This is a genomic window from Streptomyces sp. NPDC026672 (assembly GCF_040638185.1).
GTDB lineage: Bacteria > Actinomycetota > Actinomycetes > Streptomycetales > Streptomycetaceae > Streptomyces.
In genome coordinates, this window is the sequence record NZ_JBEZXS010000015.1 from 65609 (window position 1) to 84649 (window position 19041).

Annotated in this window: 23 protein-coding genes; 22 read left to right on the forward strand and 1 reads right to left on the reverse strand. The window is 71.1% G+C overall.

Annotation, left to right across the window (positions count from 1 at the left end; translation table 11 throughout):
* The first annotated feature begins 90 nt into the window (after window positions 1-90).
* From AB0F77_RS19220 to AB0F77_RS19300, 17 genes are all read left to right on the forward strand, one after another.
* Window positions 91-687: a hypothetical protein gene (locus AB0F77_RS19220; RefSeq protein ID WP_361949539.1), complete on the forward strand. Its 597-nt coding sequence runs from the start codon at window positions 91-93 to the stop codon at window positions 685-687.
* A 302-nt stretch (window positions 688-989) separates the two neighbouring features.
* A complete protein-coding gene (gene rpsP / locus AB0F77_RS19225) occupies window positions 990-1412 on the forward strand; it encodes a 30S ribosomal protein S16 (protein WP_361949542.1) in 423 nt (140 codons plus the stop codon).
* Window positions 1413-1417: 5 nt separating this feature from the next.
* Window positions 1418-1657 carry an RNA-binding protein gene (locus AB0F77_RS19230; RefSeq protein WP_005479813.1) on the forward strand — a complete coding sequence of 80 codons (240 nt, stop codon included), beginning with the start codon at window positions 1418-1420 and terminating at the stop codon, window positions 1655-1657.
* A 94-nt stretch (window positions 1658-1751) separates the two neighbouring features.
* A complete protein-coding gene (rimM, locus tag AB0F77_RS19235; protein WP_361949545.1) occupies window positions 1752-2294 on the forward strand; it encodes a ribosome maturation factor RimM in 543 nt (180 codons plus the stop codon).
* The gene (trmD, locus tag AB0F77_RS19240; protein ID WP_361949548.1) at window positions 2294-3127 is read left to right on the forward strand and encodes a tRNA (guanosine(37)-N1)-methyltransferase TrmD; all 834 of its coding nucleotides are present in this window, start codon (window positions 2294-2296) and stop codon (window positions 3125-3127) included. The genes rimM and trmD overlap by 1 nt, the downstream gene beginning before the upstream one ends.
* Window positions 3128-3264: 137 nt before the next feature.
* The gene (gene rplS, locus AB0F77_RS19245) at window positions 3265-3615 is read left to right on the forward strand and encodes a 50S ribosomal protein L19 (RefSeq protein ID WP_351323547.1); all 351 of its coding nucleotides are present in this window, start codon (window positions 3265-3267) and stop codon (window positions 3613-3615) included.
* Between the two features lie 45 nt (window positions 3616-3660).
* Window positions 3661-4380, forward strand: coding sequence for a signal peptidase I (gene lepB / locus AB0F77_RS19250; protein ID WP_361949551.1), 720 nt, complete (start codon window positions 3661-3663; stop codon window positions 4378-4380).
* Window positions 4373-5464 (forward strand): signal peptidase I, encoded by a 1092-nt coding sequence (lepB, locus tag AB0F77_RS19255; protein WP_361949554.1) that lies wholly within the window; start codon window positions 4373-4375, stop codon window positions 5462-5464. The genes lepB (AB0F77_RS19250) and lepB (AB0F77_RS19255) overlap by 8 nt, the downstream gene beginning before the upstream one ends.
* The gene (gene lepB / locus AB0F77_RS19260) at window positions 5352-6359 is read left to right on the forward strand and encodes a signal peptidase I (protein ID WP_361949557.1); all 1008 of its coding nucleotides are present in this window, start codon (window positions 5352-5354) and stop codon (window positions 6357-6359) included. Before lepB (AB0F77_RS19255) ends, lepB (AB0F77_RS19260) begins: the two co-directional genes overlap by 113 nt.
* Before the next feature lie 169 nt (window positions 6360-6528).
* Window positions 6529-7320 (forward strand): signal peptidase I, encoded by a 792-nt coding sequence (gene lepB / locus AB0F77_RS19265; RefSeq protein WP_361949560.1) that lies wholly within the window; start codon window positions 6529-6531, stop codon window positions 7318-7320.
* 88 nt (window positions 7321-7408) lie between these two features.
* Complete coding sequence (locus tag AB0F77_RS19270; RefSeq protein WP_361949841.1) at window positions 7409-7885, forward strand: NUDIX hydrolase; 477 nt, start codon at window positions 7409-7411, stop codon at window positions 7883-7885.
* A 56-nt stretch (window positions 7886-7941) separates the two neighbouring features.
* On the forward strand, window positions 7942-8250 hold the full coding sequence (locus AB0F77_RS19275; RefSeq protein WP_014675276.1) for a DUF2469 domain-containing protein: 309 nt from the start codon (window positions 7942-7944) through the stop codon (window positions 8248-8250).
* Window positions 8251-8350: 100 nt separating this feature from the next.
* Window positions 8351-8752 (forward strand): YraN family protein, encoded by a 402-nt coding sequence (locus AB0F77_RS19280; RefSeq protein ID WP_361949563.1) that lies wholly within the window; start codon window positions 8351-8353, stop codon window positions 8750-8752.
* On the forward strand, window positions 8752-10377 hold the full coding sequence (locus tag AB0F77_RS19285; protein WP_361949565.1) for a YifB family Mg chelatase-like AAA ATPase: 1626 nt from the start codon (window positions 8752-8754) through the stop codon (window positions 10375-10377). The genes AB0F77_RS19280 and AB0F77_RS19285 overlap by 1 nt, the downstream gene beginning before the upstream one ends.
* Window positions 10374-11534, forward strand: a complete 1161-nt coding sequence (dprA, locus tag AB0F77_RS19290) for a DNA-processing protein DprA (RefSeq protein ID WP_361949568.1) — start codon at window positions 10374-10376, stop codon at window positions 11532-11534. The genes AB0F77_RS19285 and dprA overlap by 4 nt, the downstream gene beginning before the upstream one ends.
* Before the next feature lie 282 nt (window positions 11535-11816).
* Entirely contained in the window at window positions 11817-12659 is an 843-nt protein-coding gene (whiG, locus tag AB0F77_RS19295) for an RNA polymerase sigma factor WhiG (protein WP_361949571.1), read from the forward strand.
* Between the two features lie 94 nt (window positions 12660-12753).
* A complete protein-coding gene (locus tag AB0F77_RS19300; RefSeq protein WP_361949844.1) occupies window positions 12754-13308 on the forward strand; it encodes a helix-turn-helix domain-containing protein in 555 nt (184 codons plus the stop codon).
* Between the two features lie 110 nt (window positions 13309-13418).
* Here the strand turns inward: AB0F77_RS19300 and AB0F77_RS19305 are convergent, their stop codons facing one another.
* Complete coding sequence (locus AB0F77_RS19305) at window positions 13419-13934, reverse strand: M23 family metallopeptidase (RefSeq protein ID WP_361949847.1); 516 nt, start codon at window positions 13932-13934, stop codon at window positions 13419-13421.
* Window positions 13935-14273: 339 nt separating this feature from the next.
* Here AB0F77_RS19305 and rpsB point away from each other — a divergent pair, with 339 nt between their 5' ends.
* The 5 genes from rpsB to AB0F77_RS19330 all read left to right on the forward strand — a co-directional run bounded on the left by rpsB (window position 14274) and on the right by AB0F77_RS19330 (window position 19020).
* On the forward strand, window positions 14274-15200 hold the full coding sequence (gene rpsB, locus AB0F77_RS19310) for a 30S ribosomal protein S2 (RefSeq protein ID WP_361949574.1): 927 nt from the start codon (window positions 14274-14276) through the stop codon (window positions 15198-15200).
* 153 nt (window positions 15201-15353) lie between these two features.
* Window positions 15354-16190: a translation elongation factor Ts gene (gene tsf / locus AB0F77_RS19315; protein WP_361949577.1), complete on the forward strand. Its 837-nt coding sequence runs from the start codon at window positions 15354-15356 to the stop codon at window positions 16188-16190.
* A 194-nt stretch (window positions 16191-16384) separates the two neighbouring features.
* Complete coding sequence (gene pyrH, locus AB0F77_RS19320) at window positions 16385-17143, forward strand: UMP kinase (RefSeq protein WP_361949580.1); 759 nt, start codon at window positions 16385-16387, stop codon at window positions 17141-17143.
* A gap of 180 nt (window positions 17144-17323) precedes the next feature.
* On the forward strand, window positions 17324-17881 hold the full coding sequence (gene frr, locus AB0F77_RS19325; RefSeq protein ID WP_361949582.1) for a ribosome recycling factor: 558 nt from the start codon (window positions 17324-17326) through the stop codon (window positions 17879-17881).
* Window positions 17881-19020, forward strand: coding sequence for a phosphatidate cytidylyltransferase (locus AB0F77_RS19330; protein WP_361949585.1), 1140 nt, complete (start codon window positions 17881-17883; stop codon window positions 19018-19020). The genes frr and AB0F77_RS19330 overlap by 1 nt, the downstream gene beginning before the upstream one ends.
* The last annotated feature ends 21 nt before the right edge of the window (window positions 19021-19041 follow it).

The window sequence follows — 19041 nt, forward strand, 5'->3', positions numbered from 1 at the left end:
GACACATCAGCGGCAACTGACGGGTACGTGCAAATTATTTGGGATGCCCCGGAATCGGAACACAGCGGCACCCCGGCTCGTTGTCATTACGTGAGCACGACACAGACACCACCTGTACTCGCCGCAGAGCTGGCAGAGGCGTGGGCCGACATTCAGCGGTACCACCCCGAGCTGCCGGACCTTGCCGCGCCAGAGTCCCTGATCGGGGAGTCGTCGTCCGCGTGCGGTCACGAACTCTCCTTCGAACGGCTGCTTCACGAAGCAGTCCACGGCATCGCAGCCGCCCGTGGGGTCCGCGACACCTCCCGCGCCGGCCGATACCACAACCGCCGGTTCCTCGCCATCGCCGAGGAGCTGGGTCTGGACCACCCCGACGAACCGCATCCGAGCAGCGGCTTCTCGCTGGTGACGCTCAACGCCGAGGCGAAGCGTCGCTACCGCCCGACCATCGAGCGGCTCCAGCGCGCCCTGAAGGCCCACACGGCGGCCACCTCCTCCGACACCTCCCGCACCTTCCGCGGCCCGGCCGCGCGGCACGGCTCCTCCGGTGGCGGCGTCCGCGTCAAGGCGGTGTGCGACTGCGGGCGCAACGTCAGGGTGGTGCCCTCGGTCCTCGCCCAGGCCCCGATCGTCTGCGGCGGCTGCGGCAAGCCCTTCCGCATCCCGGAGGTCGTGGGAGCGGCCTGACCGGTCGCCGCGACACACCGGCATCTCGTGGGTGCCGGCTCGCGGGCGACAGCGGTCCGGGCAGCGCACCCGACGTACGGTCACCTCCACGCCGGGTGCCGCTTCCGCCTGCCCGGCCACGGTCCCATGCCCCTCGGCCGAAAGTGGCCTGCCGGGTGTGGCACAATGGCTAGCTGTACTCGACAGCCGCACAGGACCCCTCTCTCCTCCGGCTGACGCGTCCATCGGGCACTCGGGTACCGCAACCCCACGCGGCATTCTCGCCGTGCCCAACCACGTCAAATCCAGGAGAACCCACTCCCGTGGCAGTCAAGATCAAGCTGAAGCGTCTGGGCAAGATCCGTTCGCCTCACTACCGCATCGTCGTCGCCGACTCCCGCACCCGCCGTGACGGCCGTGCGATCGAGGAGATCGGCAAGTACCACCCGACGTACAACCCGTCGGTCATCGAGGTGGACGCCGACCGCGTGGCGTACTGGCTCGGCGTCGGTGCCCAGCCCACCGAGCCCGTGCTCGCGATCCTGAAGAAGACCGGCGACTGGCAGAAGTTCAAGGGCGAGCCCGCCCCGGCTCCGCTGCTCGTCGCCGAGGTGAAGAGCACGCGTCCGTCGTTCGAGGCTCTCGGCGGCGACGACGAGGGCAAGGGTGAGGCGATCACCCAGAAGAAGAAGGCCGAGAAGAAGGACGAGGCCGCCGCCGAGTCCTCCGAGTCGACCGAGGCCTGAGCAGCATGCTCGAAGAGGCGCTTGAGCACCTCGTGAAGGGCATCGTCGACAACCCTGACGATGTGCAGGTCGCCTCGCGCGACCTGCGCCGCGGGCGCGTGCTGGAGGTCAGGGTCCACCCCGACGACCTCGGCAAGGTGATCGGTCGCAACGGCCGCACCGCGCGCGCCCTGCGCACCGTCGTGGGCGCCATCGGCGGCCGCGGTGTCCGTGTCGACCTCGTCGACGTGGACCACGTCCGCTGACGCTTCATCGCATCCGGCTCGGGCCGGGGAGGGCCACTGGGCCCTCCCCGGCCCGCGGTCGTATGAGAAGTTTCCCGACAGGAGAACAAGCACAGTGCAGCTGGTAGTCGCACGGGTCGGCCGCGCCCACGGCATCAAGGGCGAGGTCACCGTGGAGGTCCGCACCGACGAGCCGGAACTCCGACTCGCCCCCGGTGCCGTGCTCGCCACCGATCCCGCCGGCGCGGGACCGCTCACCATCGCGACCGGCCGGGTGCACAGCGGCCGGCTCCTCCTGCGCTTCGAGGGTGTCGGCGACCGCACCGCCGCCGAGGCCCTGCGCAACACCCTCCTGATCGCCGAGATCGACCCGGAGGAACTGCCCGAGGGCGAGGACGAGTACTACGACCACCAGCTCATGGACCTCGACGTGGTCACCGTGGACGGGACGGAGGTGGGCCGGATCACCGAGATCTCGCACCTGCCCTCCCAGGACCTGTTCATCGTCGAACGGCCCGACGGCAGCGAGGTGCTGATCCCCTTCGTCGAGGAGATCGTCACCGAGATCGACCTGGAGGAGCAGCGGGCCGTCATCGACCCGCCGCCCGGTCTCATCGACGACCGCGCGGAGATCGCCTCCGAACGGGACGGGTCCTGATGCGCCTCGACGTCGTCACGATCTTCCCCGAGTACCTCGACCCGCTGAACGTCTCCCTCGTCGGCAAGGCCCGCGCGCGCGGACAGCTCGACGTGCAGGTGCACGACCTGCGCGCATGGACCTACGACCGCCACAACACCGTCGACGACACCCCCTACGGCGGCGGACCGGGCATGGTCATGAAGACCGAGCCCTGGGGCGACGCCCTCGACACCGTCCTCGCCGACGGCTACGAGAGCGGCGCGCACGCCCCGGCGCTCGTCGTCCCCACCCCCAGCGGCCGTCCCTTCACCCAGGAACTGGCCGTCGAGCTCTCCGCACGCCCCTGGCTGATCTTCACACCGGCCCGCTACGAGGGCATCGACCGCCGGGTGACGGACGAGTACACGACCCGGCTGCCGGTGTACGAGGTGTCCATCGGCGACTACGTCCTGGCCGGCGGCGAGGCGGCCGTCCTCGTGATCACGGAGGCCGTCGCCCGGCTGCTGCCCGGTGTCCTCGGCAACGCCGAGTCCCACCGGGACGACTCCTTCGCGCCCGGCGCGATGGCGAGCCTCCTGGAGGGCCCCGTCTACACCAAGCCGCCCGTCTGGCGCGGCCTCGGCATCCCCGAGGTGCTGCTCAGCGGCCACCACGGGAAGATCGGCCGCTGGCGCCGCGACGAGGCCCTGCGGCGCACCACCGCCCACCGGCCCGACCTGATCGAGCGCTGCGACCCCAAGGCGTTCGACAAGAAGGACCGCGAGATGCTCTCCATCCTGGGCTGGGCCCCGGACCCGGAGGGGGAGCCGTACGGCCGATTTTGGCGCAGGCCGGACGACGTGGAAGAATAGCCCGCTGTTGTGCGTACGCCCGGCGGTGCGCCCCTGCCACAGGGGGTCACGACGCCCGCACCGGCCCGCACGGCAGACCTCACGGAAACCTAGTTCCCGTTGATGACCTGTGGCATCAGCGAAGAAAGCAGACGAACATGTCTCACCTGCTCGACACCGTCGACTCCGCGTCGCTGCGCAGCGACGTCCCGGCCTTCCGCCCGGGTGACACCGTCAACGTCCACGTCCGCGTCATCGAGGGCAACCGCTCCCGTGTGCAGCAGTTCAAGGGCGTGGTGATCCGCCGCCAGGGCTCCGGTGTCCGCGAGACCTTCACGGTCCGCAAGGTCTCCTTCTCCGTCGGCGTCGAGCGCACCTTCCCGGTGCACACCCCGATCGTGGAGAAGATCGAGCTCGTCACCCGCGGTGACGTGCGTCGCGCCAAGCTCTACTACCTGCGTGACCTGCGCGGCAAGGCCGCGAAGATCAAGGAGAAGCGCGACAACTGAACACGCTGAGGGGTTCATGGGCAAGCCGGATACCATCTGGCTGCGATGGACACCGAAGCACAGCCGACGGAGCGCGACCGCTCCTCCCGCCCCCTTCCGGAGGCCGTGGAGGAACGGTCGCGTTTCGCGTTGCCGGCCCTGATCGACGAATGGGTGCCCGGTGGCCGGATCACCCTCACGATCCTCGTCTGCCTGGTCTTCCTGCTGCTCCTCAACGCCTTCGTCGTGCAGCCGTTCGAGATTCCGAGCGGATCCATGGAGCGCGGATTGAGGATCGGGGACCGCGTTCTCGTAAATAAGTTGGCGTACCGTTTTGGTGCCGAACCGCGGCGCGGCGACGTCGTCGTGTTCGACGGCACCGGCTACTTCGGGGACGCGGACTACATCAAACGCGTTGTCGGTGTGGGGGGAGACCATGTGCTGTGCTGCGACAAGGAGGGCAGGGTCGAGGTGAACGGCCGGTCCGTCGACGAGTCGGCGTTCCTCTACCCCGGAGACACCCCGTCCCGGGTGCCCTTCGACGTCGTCGTGCCCCCGGGCAGACTCTTCCTCCTCGGCGACCACCGCGGCCGCTCCAGCGACTCCCGCGACCACCTCGGCTCCCCGGGCGGCGGCATGGTCCCCGTCGGTGAGGTCGTGGGGCGGGCCGACTGGATCGCCTGGCCCGCCGGCCACTGGACCCGGCTGCACCGGCCCGCCGCCTACGCGCGGGTGCCCGCGGCGTCCGCGCGGACCTCCGCCTCCCGGGAGGGCGCGCATGGGTAACCGCGGCAAACCGCGCGGTGTGCCCGTCAGCGCCGCCGACAACCTGCTGCCCACCGGCGTCCGCCGTGCCGCCAGCCGGTTCGACGGACGCTCCCGCGCGGACCGGCGCAAGCTCCAGCGCAAGGTCAAGCGCCGGCGCAGACGTGGCGCCGTCAAGGAGATCCCGCTGCTGGTCGGCGTGGCCGTCCTGATAGCGCTGGTCCTCAAGACCTTCCTCCTCCAGGCGTTCGTGATCCCCTCGGGCTCCATGGAGCAGACCATCCGGATCGGCGACCGCGTGCTGGTCGACAAGCTCACCCCGTGGTTCGGCTCCAAGCCGCAGCGCGGGGACGTCGTCGTCTTCCACGACCCCGGCGGCTGGCTCGGCGACGAGCAGACCGTCAAGAAGAACGACCCCGTCGTCGTCAAGCAGGTCAAGGAGGGCCTCACCTTCATCGGACTGCTGCCCTCCGACAACGAGAAGGACCTCATCAAGCGGGTCATCGGTGTGGGCGGCGACCACGTCAAGTGCTGCGACACCCAGGGCCGGGTCACCGTCAACGGCGTCCCGCTGACCGAGGGCGACTACCTGTTCCCCGGCAATTCGCCCTCCAGCACCCCCTTCGACATCACCGTGCCCAAGGGTCGGCTGTGGGTCATGGGCGACCACCGTGACAACTCCGCGGACTCCCGCGCGCACCAGGACACCGACTACGGCGGTACGGTCTCGGAGCAGTCCGTGGTGGGCCGCGCCATGCTGATCGGCTGGCCCATCGGCCACTGGACCACGCTGCGGGAACCTAAAACCTTTGCAAGCGTCTCCGACTCCGTGTCGGGGTCGACCGCGGCCGCTCGGCTGTCGCATAGGGTTGCCTCCGACGATCCCGACGGATCCGTCCAGCTCCCGACCCCTGCGGAACTCCCGCTCGTTATGGGAGTGGTGGGCCTGCGTCGCGTCCGGGGCAGGCGGCGGTACGGAGTAAGGAGTTGGCGTGGGGGATGTGGCGGTCGGCGCACGGTCCGGGCACGACGGCGAGGAGCACCGCGGGCGTCCCGCGGAGGCGAACGTCCCCGCGACGGACGGAACCGTGACCTCCGGGAGTGACTCCGGAGCGCCCGACGACGGTACGACGTCCGGTGGGCGGGTGCCGCCGGAGCAGGGGTCGCGCGCGGTGTCCGGGCAGCCGCCCAAGCCGCGTTCCTTCTGGAAGGAACTGCCGATCCTGGTCGTCATCGCCCTGGTGCTGGCGCTGCTGATCAAGACGTTCCTGGTGCAGGCGTTCTCGATCCCCTCGGACTCGATGCAGAACACCCTCCAGCAGGGTGACCGCGTCCTCGTCGACAAGCTCACCCCGTGGTTCGGCTCCGAGCCCGAGCGCGGCGAGGTCGTCGTCTTCCATGACCCGGACGACTGGCTGGCCGGTGAGCCGACGCCCGTCCCGAACATCTTCCAGAAGGGCCTCAGCTGGATCGGCCTGATGCCGTCCGCGGAGGAGAAGGACCTCATCAAGCGCGTGATCGGCGTCGGCGGCGACACCGTCGAGTGCAAGAACTCCGGCCCGCTGACGGTCAACGGCAAGGCGCTGAACGAGCCGTACGTGTACCCGGGCAACACGCCCTGCACGGTCGACGACCAGGGCGGCCAGTTCAAGGTGAAGATCCCCAAGGGCTACATCTGGGTGATGGGCGACCACCGCCAGAACTCCCGCGACTCGCGCTACAACCAGGGCGACAAGAACCACGGCATGGTCCCGGTGGACAAGGTCGTGGGCCGCGCGATCGTCAAGGCGTGGCCGATCAACCGCTGGGGCACCCTGCCGGTCCCGGACACCTTCGACCAGCCGGGCCTGGGCGACCAGTCGTCCGCCGCCGCGTCGCTCTCGGTGGCCCCGCAGGGCGTCGCCCTGGTGGGCGTCCTCCCGGTGGCGGTCTGGCGCCGCCGGCGGGCGAAGGCCATGGTGACGAAGACCCGGGGCACGGTGGCGACCGACCGTCCCTGACGCACAGAGTGTCACGGCCCCCGTCGGCCCGGTTCCGCCTCCCGGCGGCCGTGGCGGCGGGGGCCGGTCGTCTTCCGGCCCGCGCCTGTGAAGACCTTGGGCAGCTTGTGGTCCGGCCGCCGGGAGAGGGGCTGCCCCCGTTCGGTACCGCCGGGTAGGGTGCGGGTCCATGGGTGGCGAGAGCACGACACGTACGGCCCCGTACAGCGGCGGTGGCAGCGGGGGCAGCGGCACGGCGCGGTCCGGCGGCCGGCTCGGACAGACGCTGTCGGGCGTGGCCGTGGCACTGGGCCTGGTGCTGTTCCTCGGCGGATTCGTCTGGGGCGCGGTCGTCTACCGGCCGTACACCGTGCCCACCAGCTCGATGTCCCCGACCATCGGCGTCGGCGACCGCGTCCTGGCCCAGCGGGTCGACGGCGGCGAGGTGCGCCGCGGTGACGTGGTCGTCTTCAAGGACAAGACCTGGATCGCCGACGCGGACGTGGTCAAGCGCGTCGTCGCGGTCGGCGGCGACACCGTGGCCTGCTGCACCGACGGCAAGCTGACCGTCGACGGCAAGCCGATCGACGAGCCGTACCTGCCCAAGGGCTCCCTCGCCGAGGTCAGTGGCTTCCCGACCGTGAAGGTCCCCGAGGGCCGGCTGTTCCTGCTCGGCGACGAACGCCAGGGCTCCCTCGACTCCACGGCCCACCTCACCGACGCGGCGAGCGGCACGGTCTCCCGCGACGCGGTGAACGCCCGCGTCGACGCCGTCGCCTGGCCGATGAAGGGCATGCTGGGCCGGCCGACCGGCTTCGAGGCCCTGGGCACGCTGTCGCAGCCGGGCCCGCTGCGCATGATCGTCGCCGTGATCGTCGTCGGCGCCGTCCTCGTCCTCGGCGGCGGGGCGTACGGACCGGTCGCCAAGCGCCTGGGCGGCTCCCGCTCCCGCACCCGCCCGGAGCCCGTCGGTGCCCGCTGAGGCGACGGGGGCGGAGGCGTCCGACGACGCCGGCCGGGCCGATCGGGCCGGGGCGAGTGGCCGGGCCGACGAGTTCGAGGGGCGGGGGCTGCGCAAGGTGGCCCGGGTGGTGCTGCTCGACCCGGAGGACCGGATCCTGCTCCTGCACGGCCATGAGCCGGACGATCCGGCCGACGACTGGTGGTTCACGCCCGGCGGCGGTCTGGAGGGGGAGGAGAGCCGCGCGGAGGCGGCGCTGCGGGAACTGGCCGAGGAGACCGGCATCACGGAGGTCGAGCTGGGGCCGGTGCTGTGGCGGCGCAGGTGCTCGTTCCCGTTCGCGGGCCGCCGCTGGGACCAGGACGAGTGGTACTTCCTCGCGCGTACGACGCAGACGGCGACCGTGGGCGCGGGCCTCACCGAGCTGGAGCGGCGCAGTGTCGCGGGGGCAAGGTGGTGGACCTGTCAGGAACTGACCCGGGCGCATGAGACTGTGTACCCGACCAGACTCGCCGAGCTGCTGCGTCGGCTGCTCGACGAAGGTCCCCCGGCCTGCCCTGTGACCCTTGACACGGAAATCGTCTAGAGGCACGCGGGACTGGCGCACAATGGGGGGATCGCACGGCTGAAGGGGAACATGCCATGAGCGCCGAGGACCTCGAGAAGTACGAGACCGAGATGGAGCTGAAGCTCTACCGGGAGTACCGCGATGTCGTCGGTCTGTTCAAATATGTGATCGAGACCGAGCGGCGTTTTTATCTCACCAATGACTACGAGATGCAGGTGCACTCGGTGCAGGGTGAGGTGTTCTTCGAGGTGACGATGGCGGATGCCTGGGTCTGGGACATGTACCGGCCGGCTCGCTTCGTCAAGCAGGTCCGCGTCCTCACGTTCAAGGACGTGAACATCGAGGAGCTGAACAAGAGCGACCTGGAGCTGCCGGGCGGCTGAGCCGGGCGCTCCTGTCACATGTTCTGTCACACGTACGGGTGACGGAGTTTTCCACATGCGTCCGGTGATCCACCAAGATCCAATTCTTGGGGTGTGATGCGTGACGGTTGGCGCCGGAGGTGGTGCCGACATGAAGACGCAGCAGGCACGCAGCGCACTCGGCAAGTACGGCGAGGACCTGGCCGCCCGGCGGCTGTCCGAGGCCGGGATGACGGTCCTGGAGCGCAACTGGCGCAGCGGCAGGTCCGGTGAGATCGACATCGTGGCCCGGGACGGGGACACACTCGTCGTCTGCGAGGTGAAGACCCGGCGCGGGGGCGGCTACGAACACCCGATGGCCGCGGTGACCCCGGAGAAGGCGACCCGCCTGCGCGACCTCGCGCAACGCTGGATCCACACCCACGGAGGCGCCCCGCCCGGCGGCGTCCGCATCGACCTGGTGGGCGTCCTCCTCCCCGACCGCGGCGCCCCCGTGGTCGAGCACGCGCGGGGGGTGGCCTGATGGCGTTCGCCCGCACCTGCTCGGTCGCCCTGGTCGGAGTGGAGGGTGTGGTCGTCGAGGTCCAGGCGGACCTGGAACCGGGCGTGGCGGCCTTCACCCTGGTGGGCCTGCCGGACAAGAGCCTGACGGAGAGCCGGGACCGCGTGCGCGCGGCCGTCGTGAACTCGGGCGGCGAGTGGCCGCAGAAGAAACTCACGGTGGGCCTCAGCCCGGCCTCCGTGCCGAAGGCGGGCAGCGGCTTCGACCTGGCCGTCGCGTGCGCCGTGCTCGGAGCCGCGGAGCGGATCGACCCGCGGGTCCTCGCGGACATCGTGATGATCGGCGAACTGGGGCTGGACGGACGGGTGCGCCCGGTGCGGGGCATCCTGCCGGCGGTGCTGGCCGCGGCCGACGCCGGATACGAGCAGGTGGTGGTCCCCGAATGCGCCGCCGCCGAGGCTTCCCTGGTGCCCGGGGTCTCGGTGCTCGGCATCCGCAGCCTCCGGCAACTCGTCGCCGTGCTCACGGACGAACCCGTGCCCGACGAGGAGCCGGACGTGGCGGGGCGTCCCGACCCGCTCCTGGCCGGCCTGCGCGTGCCCGGAACCGGAGCCGCCACCGGCATGCACAGCCTCGGCGCCGCACAGCACGACCAGGATCACGACCTCGCCGACGTCGTGGGCCAGACCTCGGCGCGCACGGCGGTGGAGGTGTCCGCAGCGGGTGGCCACCACCTGTTCCTGGAGGGACCGCCCGGCGCGGGCAAGACCATGCTCGCGGAACGGCTGCCCGCCGTCCTGCCCCGGCTCAGGCGGGAGGAGTCGCTGGAGGTCACGGCGGTGCACTCGGTCGCCGGTCTGCTGCCCCCGGGCAAGCCCCTCATCGACGTCGCGCCCTACTGCGCCCCGCACCACTCGGCCACGATGCAGTCGCTGGTCGGCGGTGGACCGGGCATCGCCCGCCCCGGTGCCGTCTCACTGGCCCACCGGGGCGTGCTGTTCCTGGACGAGGCGCCGGAGTTCCACAGCCAGACCCTGGACGCGTTGCGCCAGCCGCTGGAGGCGGGTCACGTCGTGATCGCGCGCAGCGCGGGCGTGGTGCGCTTCCCGGCCCGCTTCCTGATGGTGCTGGCGGCCAACCCGTGCCCGTGCGGCCGGTTCTCCCAGCGCGACGCCCTCTGCGAGTGCCCACCCTCGGCGATCCGCCGCTACCAGGCACGGCTGTCCGGCCCCCTGCTCGACCGTGTGGACCTCAGGGTGGAGGTCGACCCCGTCACCCGGGCGGAGCTGACCGAGCCGGGGGCCCGGGGCGAGTCCACGGCGACGGTCGCCGGCCGGGTCCGCGCCGCCCGGGAACGCGCGGCGGCCCGCCTGGCCGGAACGCCGTGGCGCACCAACAGCGAGGTGCCCGGCAGGGAGCTGCGCACCCGCTGGCACGCCATGACCGGTGCCATGGACGAGGCCGAGCGGAACCTGGAACGGGGTGTGCTGACGGCGCGGGGGCTCGACCGGGTCCTGCGCGTGGCCTGGACGGTGGCCGACCTGGTCGGTCACGACCGGCCGGACGCCACCGACGTCGCCCTCGCCCTGCAACTGCGCACCGGGGTCCCGAGGGGTGTGCCCATGGCCATCGGGGCGCTGACGTGAGCGAGGAGGACACCCCGGACGCTGAGTTGGTCGGGCGGGTTTTTCTGGGGCGGGTTGTCGAGCCCGGGGACGAGGTCGGGGGGAGGTGGGTGCGGGAGTTCGGGGTGGGGGAGGTGGTGCGGCGGCTGCGCGAGGGCGGGAGGGCGTTGCCCGGGGCGAGCGCGGTGCGCTGGGCGGGGCTGGTCGCCCGGGCGGCGCGGGCCGAACCCCGCGCGGACCTGGAGGTCGCCCGCCGCGCCGGCGTGCGGTTCGTGTGCCCGGGGGACACCGAGTGGCCCGGCCAGCTCGACGACCTCGGGGACGCCCGCCCGATCGGGCTCTGGGTCCGCGGCCGGCCCAGCCTGCGGATATGGGCCCTGCGCTCCGTCGCGGTCGTCGGCGCCCGCGCCTGCACCGAGTACGGCGCCCACATGGCCGCCACCCTCTCCGCGGGCCTCGCCGAACGCGGCTGGGTCGTGGTCTCCGGCGGAGCCTACGGCGTGGACGGCGCAGCCCACCGCGGTGCCCTCGGCGCGGGCGGCGCCACCGTCGCCGTCCTGGCCTGCGGAGTCGACCGCCCCTATCCGCGCGGCCACGCCGAGCTGATCGGCAGGATCGCGGAACAGGGCCTGGTCGTCGGGGAGTTGCCGCCCGGCGACCATCCGACACCCAGCCGGTTCATCCTCCGCAACCGGGTGATCGCCGCCCTCACCCGCGGCACGGTGGTCGTCGAGGCCGCCCACCGCAGCGGCTCCCTGGTCACGGCCCGCGCCGCCCAGCGCCTCGGCCGCTTCACGATGGGCGTCCCCGGCCCGGCCACCAGCGCGCTCTCGGCGGGGGTGCACGAGCTGCTGCGGGGTGAGGCCGTCCTGGTCACCGACCCCGCCGAGGTCGTCGAGCTGGTCGGCGACATGGGCGACCTGGCCCCGCCCCGCCGCGGCCCCGTGCTCCCTCGCGACCTGCTGCACCCCGCCGCCCGGCGGGTCCTGGCCGCCCTGCCCGCCCGCCGCGCGTCACCCCCCGCGGAGATCGCCCGGGAGGCGCAGACGACGCAGGACGAGGCGATCGCGAGGCTGTACGAACTCCGAGCACTTGGATACGTCGAACGACACGGCGACGGCTGGAAGTTGACACGCCAGGCGATGATCTCGGTCGGGAGAGGCGGAGGCCGCTGCTGACCCACGGTGTTCGGCCGTCCGGGGGAACCCCGACGCCCTTGGGAATTCCCGGAGTTGACCCATCCGGCCGATCACCCCGCGTGACACGCGGGGCGGGCCGGCGCACACCGCGGAGGGCGCCTGCGCGGGGGTGGCGCCGCACTGTTCGCACACCGCGACACCTCAGTCACGCTACGCTCACGAAGACCCCGACGCAGACCGCGCCAACTCGACATCAGAGCGACAGCTCACCCACGCACCCCGGTTCTCGGCACTTCACGGCAGAACGGCACAAGGCGACGAATGCCCCAGCACACCTCCGGCTCCGACCGGGCGGCGATCCCCCCAGCCGCCCGCGACGGCGGCAGCGTGCGGCCGCCCGCTCCCTCGACACTCGACGAGCTGTGGCGGTCGTACAAGGCCACGGGGGACGAGCGGCTGCGGGAGCAGCTGATCCTGCACTACTCGCCGCTGGTGAAGTACGTCGCGGGACGGGTGAGCGTCGGTCTGCCGCCCAACGTGGAGCAGGCGGACTTCGTGTCCTCCGGGGTGTTCGGGCTGATCGACGCGATCGAGAAGTTCGACATCGAGCGGGAGATCAAGTTCGAGACGTACGCGATCACCCGCATCCGGGGCGCCATGATCGACGAGCTGCGGGCGCTCGACTGGATCCCCCGGTCGGTGCGGCAGAAGGCGCGCAACGTCGAGCGGGCCTACGCCACGCTGGAGGCGCGGCTGCGGCGCACGCCCTCGGAGGGCGAGGTCGCCGCCGAGCTGGGCATCGAGGTGGACGAACTGCACACCGTGTTCAGCCAGTTGTCGCTGGCCAACGTGGTGGCCCTGGAGGAGTTGCTGCACGTCGGCGGCGAGGGCGGCGACCGGCTCAGCCTGATGGACACGCTGGAGGACACCGCCGCCGACAACCCGGTCGAGGTGGCCGAGGACCGGGAGCTGCGGCGGTTTCTGGCGCGGGCGATCAACACGCTGCCCGAGCGGGAGAAGACCGTGGTCACGCTGTACTACTACGAGGGCCTGACCCTCGCCGAGATCGGCAACGTGCTCGGGGTCACCGAGAGCCGCGTCAGCCAGATCCACACCAAGTCGGTGCTCCAGCTGCGGGCCAAGCTGGCCGGATTCGGACGCTGACGCCCGGGGCGGACCCGACCGGGCACGGACGCCCTCCCGCCTCGCGGATCACGTCCGTACAGTGGACGGCGTGCCAAGGATTCGAGCGGCCTCCGTGGCCGAGCACCGGACGATGCAGCGAGCCGCCCTGCTGGACGCGGCCCGCTCCCTGCTGTCCGAGGGCGGTACGGAGGCGCTGACCTTCCCGGCCCTCGCCGAGCGCACGGGGCTCGCGCGCTCGTCCGTGTACGAGTACTTCCGCTCACGGGCCGCCGTGGTGCAGGAGCTGTGCGAGGTCGACTTCCCCGTGTGGGCGGCGGAGGTCTCGGCGGCCATGGAGCGGGAGCCGTCACCCGGGGGCAAGGTCGAGGCGTACGTGCGGCGGCAGCTGGCGCTCGTGGGTGACCGGCGGCACCGGGCCGTGGTGGCCATCTCCGCGAGTGAGCTGGACGCGGGGGCCCGCGAGAAGATCCGAGCCGCGCACGGGGGACTCGTCGCGATGATCGTCGAGGCGCTGGAGGAGATGGGACACCGCGAGCCCCGACTGGCGGCGATGCTGCTCCAAGGCGTGGTGGACGCGGCCGTGCGCCGCATCGAACTGGGCGTGGAGGAAGCCGAGGAGATCACGAACACGGCCGTCACGATGGCCCTGCGAGGCGTCTCCGGCTGAGACCGGCTGGGGTCGGCCGCGGCTGGCCGGGGATGGTTTCCACTCGCCTGCGGCCAAGGAGGCCGCCCGAACCAGCGGCCCGGTGAGGACGTTGCCGGAAACCGGCCCGGTCAGGGCCCGGCCGGGACCGGCAGCAGCCTGGACGGGCCCCTGGTCAGTAGCCACGGTGGGAGCAGCGACAGGGGGTCCAGGTATGTCTCCGCTCTGAGCAGGCCCCAGTGCAGGCACGTGCCTCCGCAGTGGCCGCCCGTGGGTTCCGTCGTGCCGATCACCTCGCCCGCCCGTACCTCCGCGCCCCGCCGCACCGACGCCTCGACCGGCTCGTACGTCGTGCGCAGGTCCGTGCCCGTCAGGGTCAGTGAGACCACCCCCCTGCCCGCCACCCGGCCGGCGAAGGCGACCCGGCCGGCGGCCACCGCGCGCACCGGGGTGCCCGGCGGCGCCGCGAGATCCACGCCCCGGTGACCGCGGGCGTACGGCGTCGCAGGCGGCTCCCAGCCCCGTACCACGGCGGGACGCGTCCCCACCGGCCAGACACGGGCCACCGCGGGCACCGGAGCCACCGGAGCCACCGGAGACGCTCGGGGTGGCGAAGGTGGGGGTGGGGTTTCCGTGTGGGCCGGCATCGCAGGCGCGGCCGACATCAGTACCGTCAGCAGACCCGCCCACACCGCCGTAAACCGTCTCGTACTCATGCGGAAACCGTCCCGCACCCCCGCGGATCATGGCCGGTAACTGTGGACTACCCGCCGGTTGTGGACAGCGGCGTCATCCGGTGGGCCGACGGTCCCGTACACTTCTGATGGCGATCCGGGTCACCGGGTCGACTTCGCACGCCCCGACATCGGGCCCTCGCGGGCCCACGTCAGCGCCCCTCGGTCCTCAGTGGCACGGCGCACGCGGGCGTCAGGCGCGGGAGCCGTCCGGCATCCGCGGCACAACCGAGAACTCCAAGGAGAACGGCCATGGCCGTCGTCACGATGCGGGAGCTGCTGGAGAGCGGCGTCCACTTCGGTCACCAGACCCGTCGCTGGAACCCGAAGATGAAGCGCTTCATCTTCACCGAGCGCAACGGCATCTACATCATCGACCTGCTCCAGTCGCTGTCGTACATCGACCGCGCCTTCGAGTTCGTCAAGGAGACCGTCGCCCACGGCGGCACGGTCATGTTCGTCGGCACGAAGAAGCAGGCGCAGGAGGCCATCGCCGAGCAGGCCACCCGCGTCGGCATGCCCTACGTCAACCAGCGCTGGCTGGGCGGCATGCTCACCAACTTCTCGACCGTCTACAAGCGTCTGCAGCGCCTCAAGGAGCTCGAGCAGATCGACTTCGACGACGTCGCGGCGTCGGGTCTGACCAAGAAGGAGCTTCTCGTGCTCTCGCGCGAGAAGGCCAAGCTGGAGAAGACCCTCGGTGGTATCCGCGAGATGCAGAAGGTGCCCAGCGCCGTCTGGATCGTGGACACCAAGAAGGAGCACATCGCGGTCGGTGAGGCCCGGAAGCTCAACATCCCGGTCGTCGCCATCCTCGACACCAACTGCGACCCCGACGAGGTCGACTACAAGATCCCGGGCAACGACGACGCGATCCGCTCCGTCACCCTGCTCACCCGTGTGATCGCCGACGCGGTCGCCGAGGGTCTCATCTCCCGCTCCCGCGTCGCCACCGGTGACAAGGGCGAGAAGGCCGCGGGCGAGCCGCTGGCCGAGTGGGAGCGCGACCTGCTCGAGGGCGAGAAGAAGGCCGACGAGGCCGCTCCGGCCGCCGCCGAGGAGGCCCCCGCGGCCGAGGCTCCGGCCGCTGAGGCCGCCGCCACCGAGGCCCCGGCTGAGGCTGCGGCCACCGAGGCTCCGGCTGCCGAGGCCCCGGCCGCCGAGGGCGAGCAGGCCTGACCGCCGACAGCGTCGACGGCGGGGGCGGTGACATGAACTCCGCCCCCGCCGTTCACCCGTAGGTCGGCGCCGGGACTCCGGTCTCCCCCTACATGGAGACCGCGGACCGCGCAGATCTTCGCTCTTCCGACTTCGAGAAAGATTCACAGACTCATGGCGAACTACACCGCCGCCGACGTCAAGAAGCTTCGTGAGCTCACGGGCGCCGGCATGATGGACTGCAAGAAGGCGCTGGACGAGGCCGAGGGCAACGTCGAGAAGGCCGTCGAGGCGCTCCGTATCAAGGGCCAGAAGGGCGTCGCCAAGCGCGAGGGCCGCTCCGCCGAGAACGGCGCCGTGGTCTCGGTCCTCGCCGACGACAACTCCTCCGGCGTCCTCGTCGAGCTCAAGTGCGAGACGGACTTCGTCGCCAAGGGCGAGAAGTTCCAGTCCGTGGCCAAGGCCATCGCCGAGCACGTCGCGAAGACCTCCCCGGCCGACCTGGACGCGCTGCTCGCCTCCGAGATCGAGGCCGGCAAGACCGTCCAGGCGTACGTGGACGAGGCCAACGCCAACCTCGGCGAGAAGATCGTCCTGGACCGCTTCGCGCAGTTCTCCGACGGCTTCGTGACCGCGTACATGCACCGCACGATGCCCGACCTGCCCCCGCAGATCGGTGTCCTCGTCGAGTTCGACAAGCCGAACGCCGAGGTCGCCAAGGGCATCGCCCAGCACATCGCCGCCTTCGCGCCGAAGTACCTCGCCAAGGACGACGTCCCGGCCGAGGTCGTCGAGTCCGAGCGCCGCATCGCCGAGGAGACCACTCGCGCCGAGGGCAAGCCCGAGGCCGCGATCGCCAAGATCGTCGAGGGTCGCGTGAACGGCTTCTACAAGGACGCCACGCTGCTCGGCCAGCCCTACGCGCTGGACAACAAGAAGTCCGTCCAGAAGGTCCTGGACGAGGCCGGTGTCACCCTGAAGCGCTTCACGCGCATCAAGGTCGGCATCTGAGTCCGTACCGCGATCGGCGCTCGACCCCGATAGGGTCGACAGCAGTCGTCCGCGTACGCCGTCACCGCGCACGCGTGTGTGACGGACGACAGCAGATCTGACGAGGAGGCCATTGCCGAGCACGGGAGCCAAGAGCGACCCCACCGGCAATGGCCTTCTTGGTATGTGCAACACGTGAAAGAGGCGGGATCCCCATGACCACCAAGGCCCAGACGAGCGACGACGGCAAAGTACGCGGCCGGTTTCTGCTGAAGCTGTCCGGAGAGGCCTTCTCCGGCGGCGGGGGCCTGGGCGTCGACCCCGACGTGGTGCACGCCATCGCCCGCGAGATCGCGGCCGTCGTCCGTGACGGCGCCCAGATCGCGGTCGTCATCGGCGGCGGCAACTTCTTCCGCGGCGCGGAGCTCCAGCAGCGCGGCATGGACCGGGCCCGCTCCGACTACATGGGCATGCTCGGCACCGTGATGAACTGCCTCGCCCTCCAGGACTTCCTGGAGAAGGAGGGCATCCAGTCCCGGGTGCAGACCGCCATCACCATGGGACAGGTCGCCGAGCCCTACATCCCGCTGCGCGCCGTGCGCCACCTGGAGAAGGGCCGAGTGGTGATCTTCGGCGCCGGTATGGGCATGCCGTACTTCTCCACGGACACCACCGCGGCCCAGCGCGCCCTGGAGATCGACGCCGAGGCGCTGCTGATGGGCAAGAACGGGGTCGACGGGGTCTACGACTCCGACCCCAAGACCAATCCCGACGCCGTCAAGTTCGACGCCCTCGGCTACGGCGAGGTCATCACCCGCGACCTCAAGGTCGCCGACGCCACCGCCATCACGCTGTGCCGCGACAACAAGCTCCCGATCCTGGTCTTCGAGCTGCTGGCGGCGGGCAATATCGCGCGGGCCGTCAAGGGTGAGAAGATCGGCACGCTCGTGGGGGAACAGGGCAGCCGGAACTGACCGGCACACCCGCGGTCACCGGGCCGGCGTGCCCGGAGTCCCGACGGGACGGACCCCGACCGGAGGATGGACAATGGTCTGTCGGTCGGGAACCGTGCAGGAAGAAGACGCGACGCAGCCGGCCGCCGCCACCGACAGGGAACCGCAGCCGGGCCTACTCAAGACACGCAGGAGCAAGTGGTGATCGAAGAGACCCTCCTCGAGGCCGAGGAGAAGATGGAGAAGGCCGTCGTGGTCGCCAAGGAGGACTTCGCCGCGATCCGCACCGGGCGTGCGCACCCGGCGATGTTCAACAAGATCGTGGCCGACTACTACGGTGCGCCGACCCCGATCAACCAGCTGGCCTCGTTCTCCGTGCCGGAACCGCGCATGGCGGTCGTGACCCCGTTCGACAAGAGCGCCCTGCGCAACATCGAGCAGGCCATCCGCGACTCCGACCTGGGCGTCAACCCCAGCAACGACGGCAACATCATCCGTGTGGTGTTCCCCGAGCTGACCGAGGAGCGCCGCCGCGACTACATCAAGGTCGCCAAGGGCAAGGCCGAGGACTCCCGGGTGTCCATCCGCTCCGTGCGCCGCAAGGCCAAGGACGCCATCGACAAGCTGATCAAGGACGGCGAGGTCGGCGAGGACGAGGGCCGCCGTGCGGAGAAGGAGCTCGACGACACCACCGCGAAGTACGTCGCACAGGTGGACGAGCTCCTCAAGCACAAGGAAGCGGAACTGCTCGAAGTCTGATGAACGACTCTTCCTGGGGGGCGCCGCCACAGACCGGGTACTGGGGGCCCACCGACCAAGGGCCTGACCAGGGCCATCACCCGGGGTATGTCCAGGGAGCCGGTCCGGCGGGTCCCGCGTACGATGCGCATGACACGCAGCAGACTCGCCCCATGCCCGCCGTGCCGGCGCACGGCGGGAACCAGGACGACGACCGGGGGGCCGCTCGGCCGGGCGGCCCCTTGTTCCGACCCGACACCCCGACGGCACAGCCCCATGGAGCCGCGCCGCAGAATCCGGAGCCCATGCACGACGCCCCGCAGCCGGCGCCCGCACCGCAGAAGAAGAGCGCGGGCCGGGACCTGGGTGCGGCCATAGGCGTCGGCGTCGGCCTCGGCGTGGTGATCATCGCGTCGCTGTTCATCGTCAAGGCCGTGTTCGTCGGCGTCATAGCCGTCGCCGTCGTCGTCGGCCTGTGGGAGCTGACCAGCAGGCTCCAGGAGCGCAAGGGCATCAAGGCGCCCCTGGTCCCGCTGGCCCTCGGCGGTGCGGCGATGGTCGTGGCCGGATACGTGCGGGGGGCCGAGGGCGCCTGGGTCGCCATGGCGCTCACCGCGCTCGCGGTCCTGGTCTGGCGGATGACGGAACCGCCCGAGGGCTACCTCAAGGACGTCACCGCGGGGGTCTTCGCCGCGTTCTACGTGCCGTTCCTGGCGACGTTCGTCGCCATGATGCTCACCGCCGACGACGGTCCCTGGCGGGTGCTGACCTTCCTGATCCTCACGGTCGTCAGCGACACGGGCGCGTACGCCGTCGGCTGGCGGTTCGGCCGCAAGAAGCTCGCCCCACGCATCAGCCCCGGCAAGACCCGCGAGGGACTGGTCGGCGCGGTCTCCTTCGCCATGGTCGCCGGCGCGCTGTGCATGGAGTTCCTGATCGACGACGGCAGCTGGTGGCAGGGCCTGCTGCTGGGCCTCGCCGTCGCGGGCAGCGCCACGCTCGGCGACCTCGGCGAGTCCATGATCAAGAGGGACCTCGGCATCAAGGACATGGGCACGCTGCTCCCGGGCCATGGCGGCATCATGGACCGGCTCGACTCCTTGCTGCCCACGGCTCCTGTGGTGTGGCTGCTGCTGGTGCTGTTCGTCGGTTCCGCGTAGGTCCCGTCGGCCCGGCGTACG

Excerpts from the sequence above, each read along its gene's own strand:
- AB0F77_RS19230 (WP_005479813.1), top strand. The coding sequence starts at position 1,418 with ATGCTCGAAGAGGCGCTTGAGCACCTCGTGAAGGGCATCGTCGACAAC.
- trmD (WP_361949548.1), top strand. The coding sequence starts at position 2,294 with ATGCGCCTCGACGTCGTCACGATCTTCCCCGAGTACCTCGACCCGCTG.
- rplS (WP_351323547.1), top strand. The coding sequence starts at position 3,265 with ATGTCTCACCTGCTCGACACCGTCGACTCCGCGTCGCTGCGCAGCGAC.
- lepB (WP_361949551.1), top strand. The coding sequence starts at position 3,661 with ATGGACACCGAAGCACAGCCGACGGAGCGCGACCGCTCCTCCCGCCCC.
- lepB (WP_361949554.1), top strand. The coding sequence starts at position 4,373 with ATGGGTAACCGCGGCAAACCGCGCGGTGTGCCCGTCAGCGCCGCCGAC.
- lepB (WP_361949560.1), top strand. The coding sequence starts at position 6,529 with ATGGGTGGCGAGAGCACGACACGTACGGCCCCGTACAGCGGCGGTGGC.
- AB0F77_RS19275 (WP_014675276.1), top strand. The coding sequence starts at position 7,942 with ATGAGCGCCGAGGACCTCGAGAAGTACGAGACCGAGATGGAGCTGAAG.
- AB0F77_RS19285 (WP_361949565.1), top strand. The coding sequence starts at position 8,752 with ATGGCGTTCGCCCGCACCTGCTCGGTCGCCCTGGTCGGAGTGGAGGGT.
- whiG (WP_361949571.1), top strand. The coding sequence starts at position 11,817 with ATGCCCCAGCACACCTCCGGCTCCGACCGGGCGGCGATCCCCCCAGCC.
- AB0F77_RS19305 (WP_361949847.1), bottom strand. The coding sequence starts at position 13,934 with ATGCCGGCCCACACGGAAACCCCACCCCCACCTTCGCCACCCCGAGCG.
- rpsB (WP_361949574.1), top strand. The coding sequence starts at position 14,274 with ATGGCCGTCGTCACGATGCGGGAGCTGCTGGAGAGCGGCGTCCACTTC.
- tsf (WP_361949577.1), top strand. The coding sequence starts at position 15,354 with ATGGCGAACTACACCGCCGCCGACGTCAAGAAGCTTCGTGAGCTCACG.
- pyrH (WP_361949580.1), top strand. The coding sequence starts at position 16,385 with ATGACCACCAAGGCCCAGACGAGCGACGACGGCAAAGTACGCGGCCGG.
- AB0F77_RS19330 (WP_361949585.1), top strand. The coding sequence starts at position 17,881 with ATGAACGACTCTTCCTGGGGGGCGCCGCCACAGACCGGGTACTGGGGG.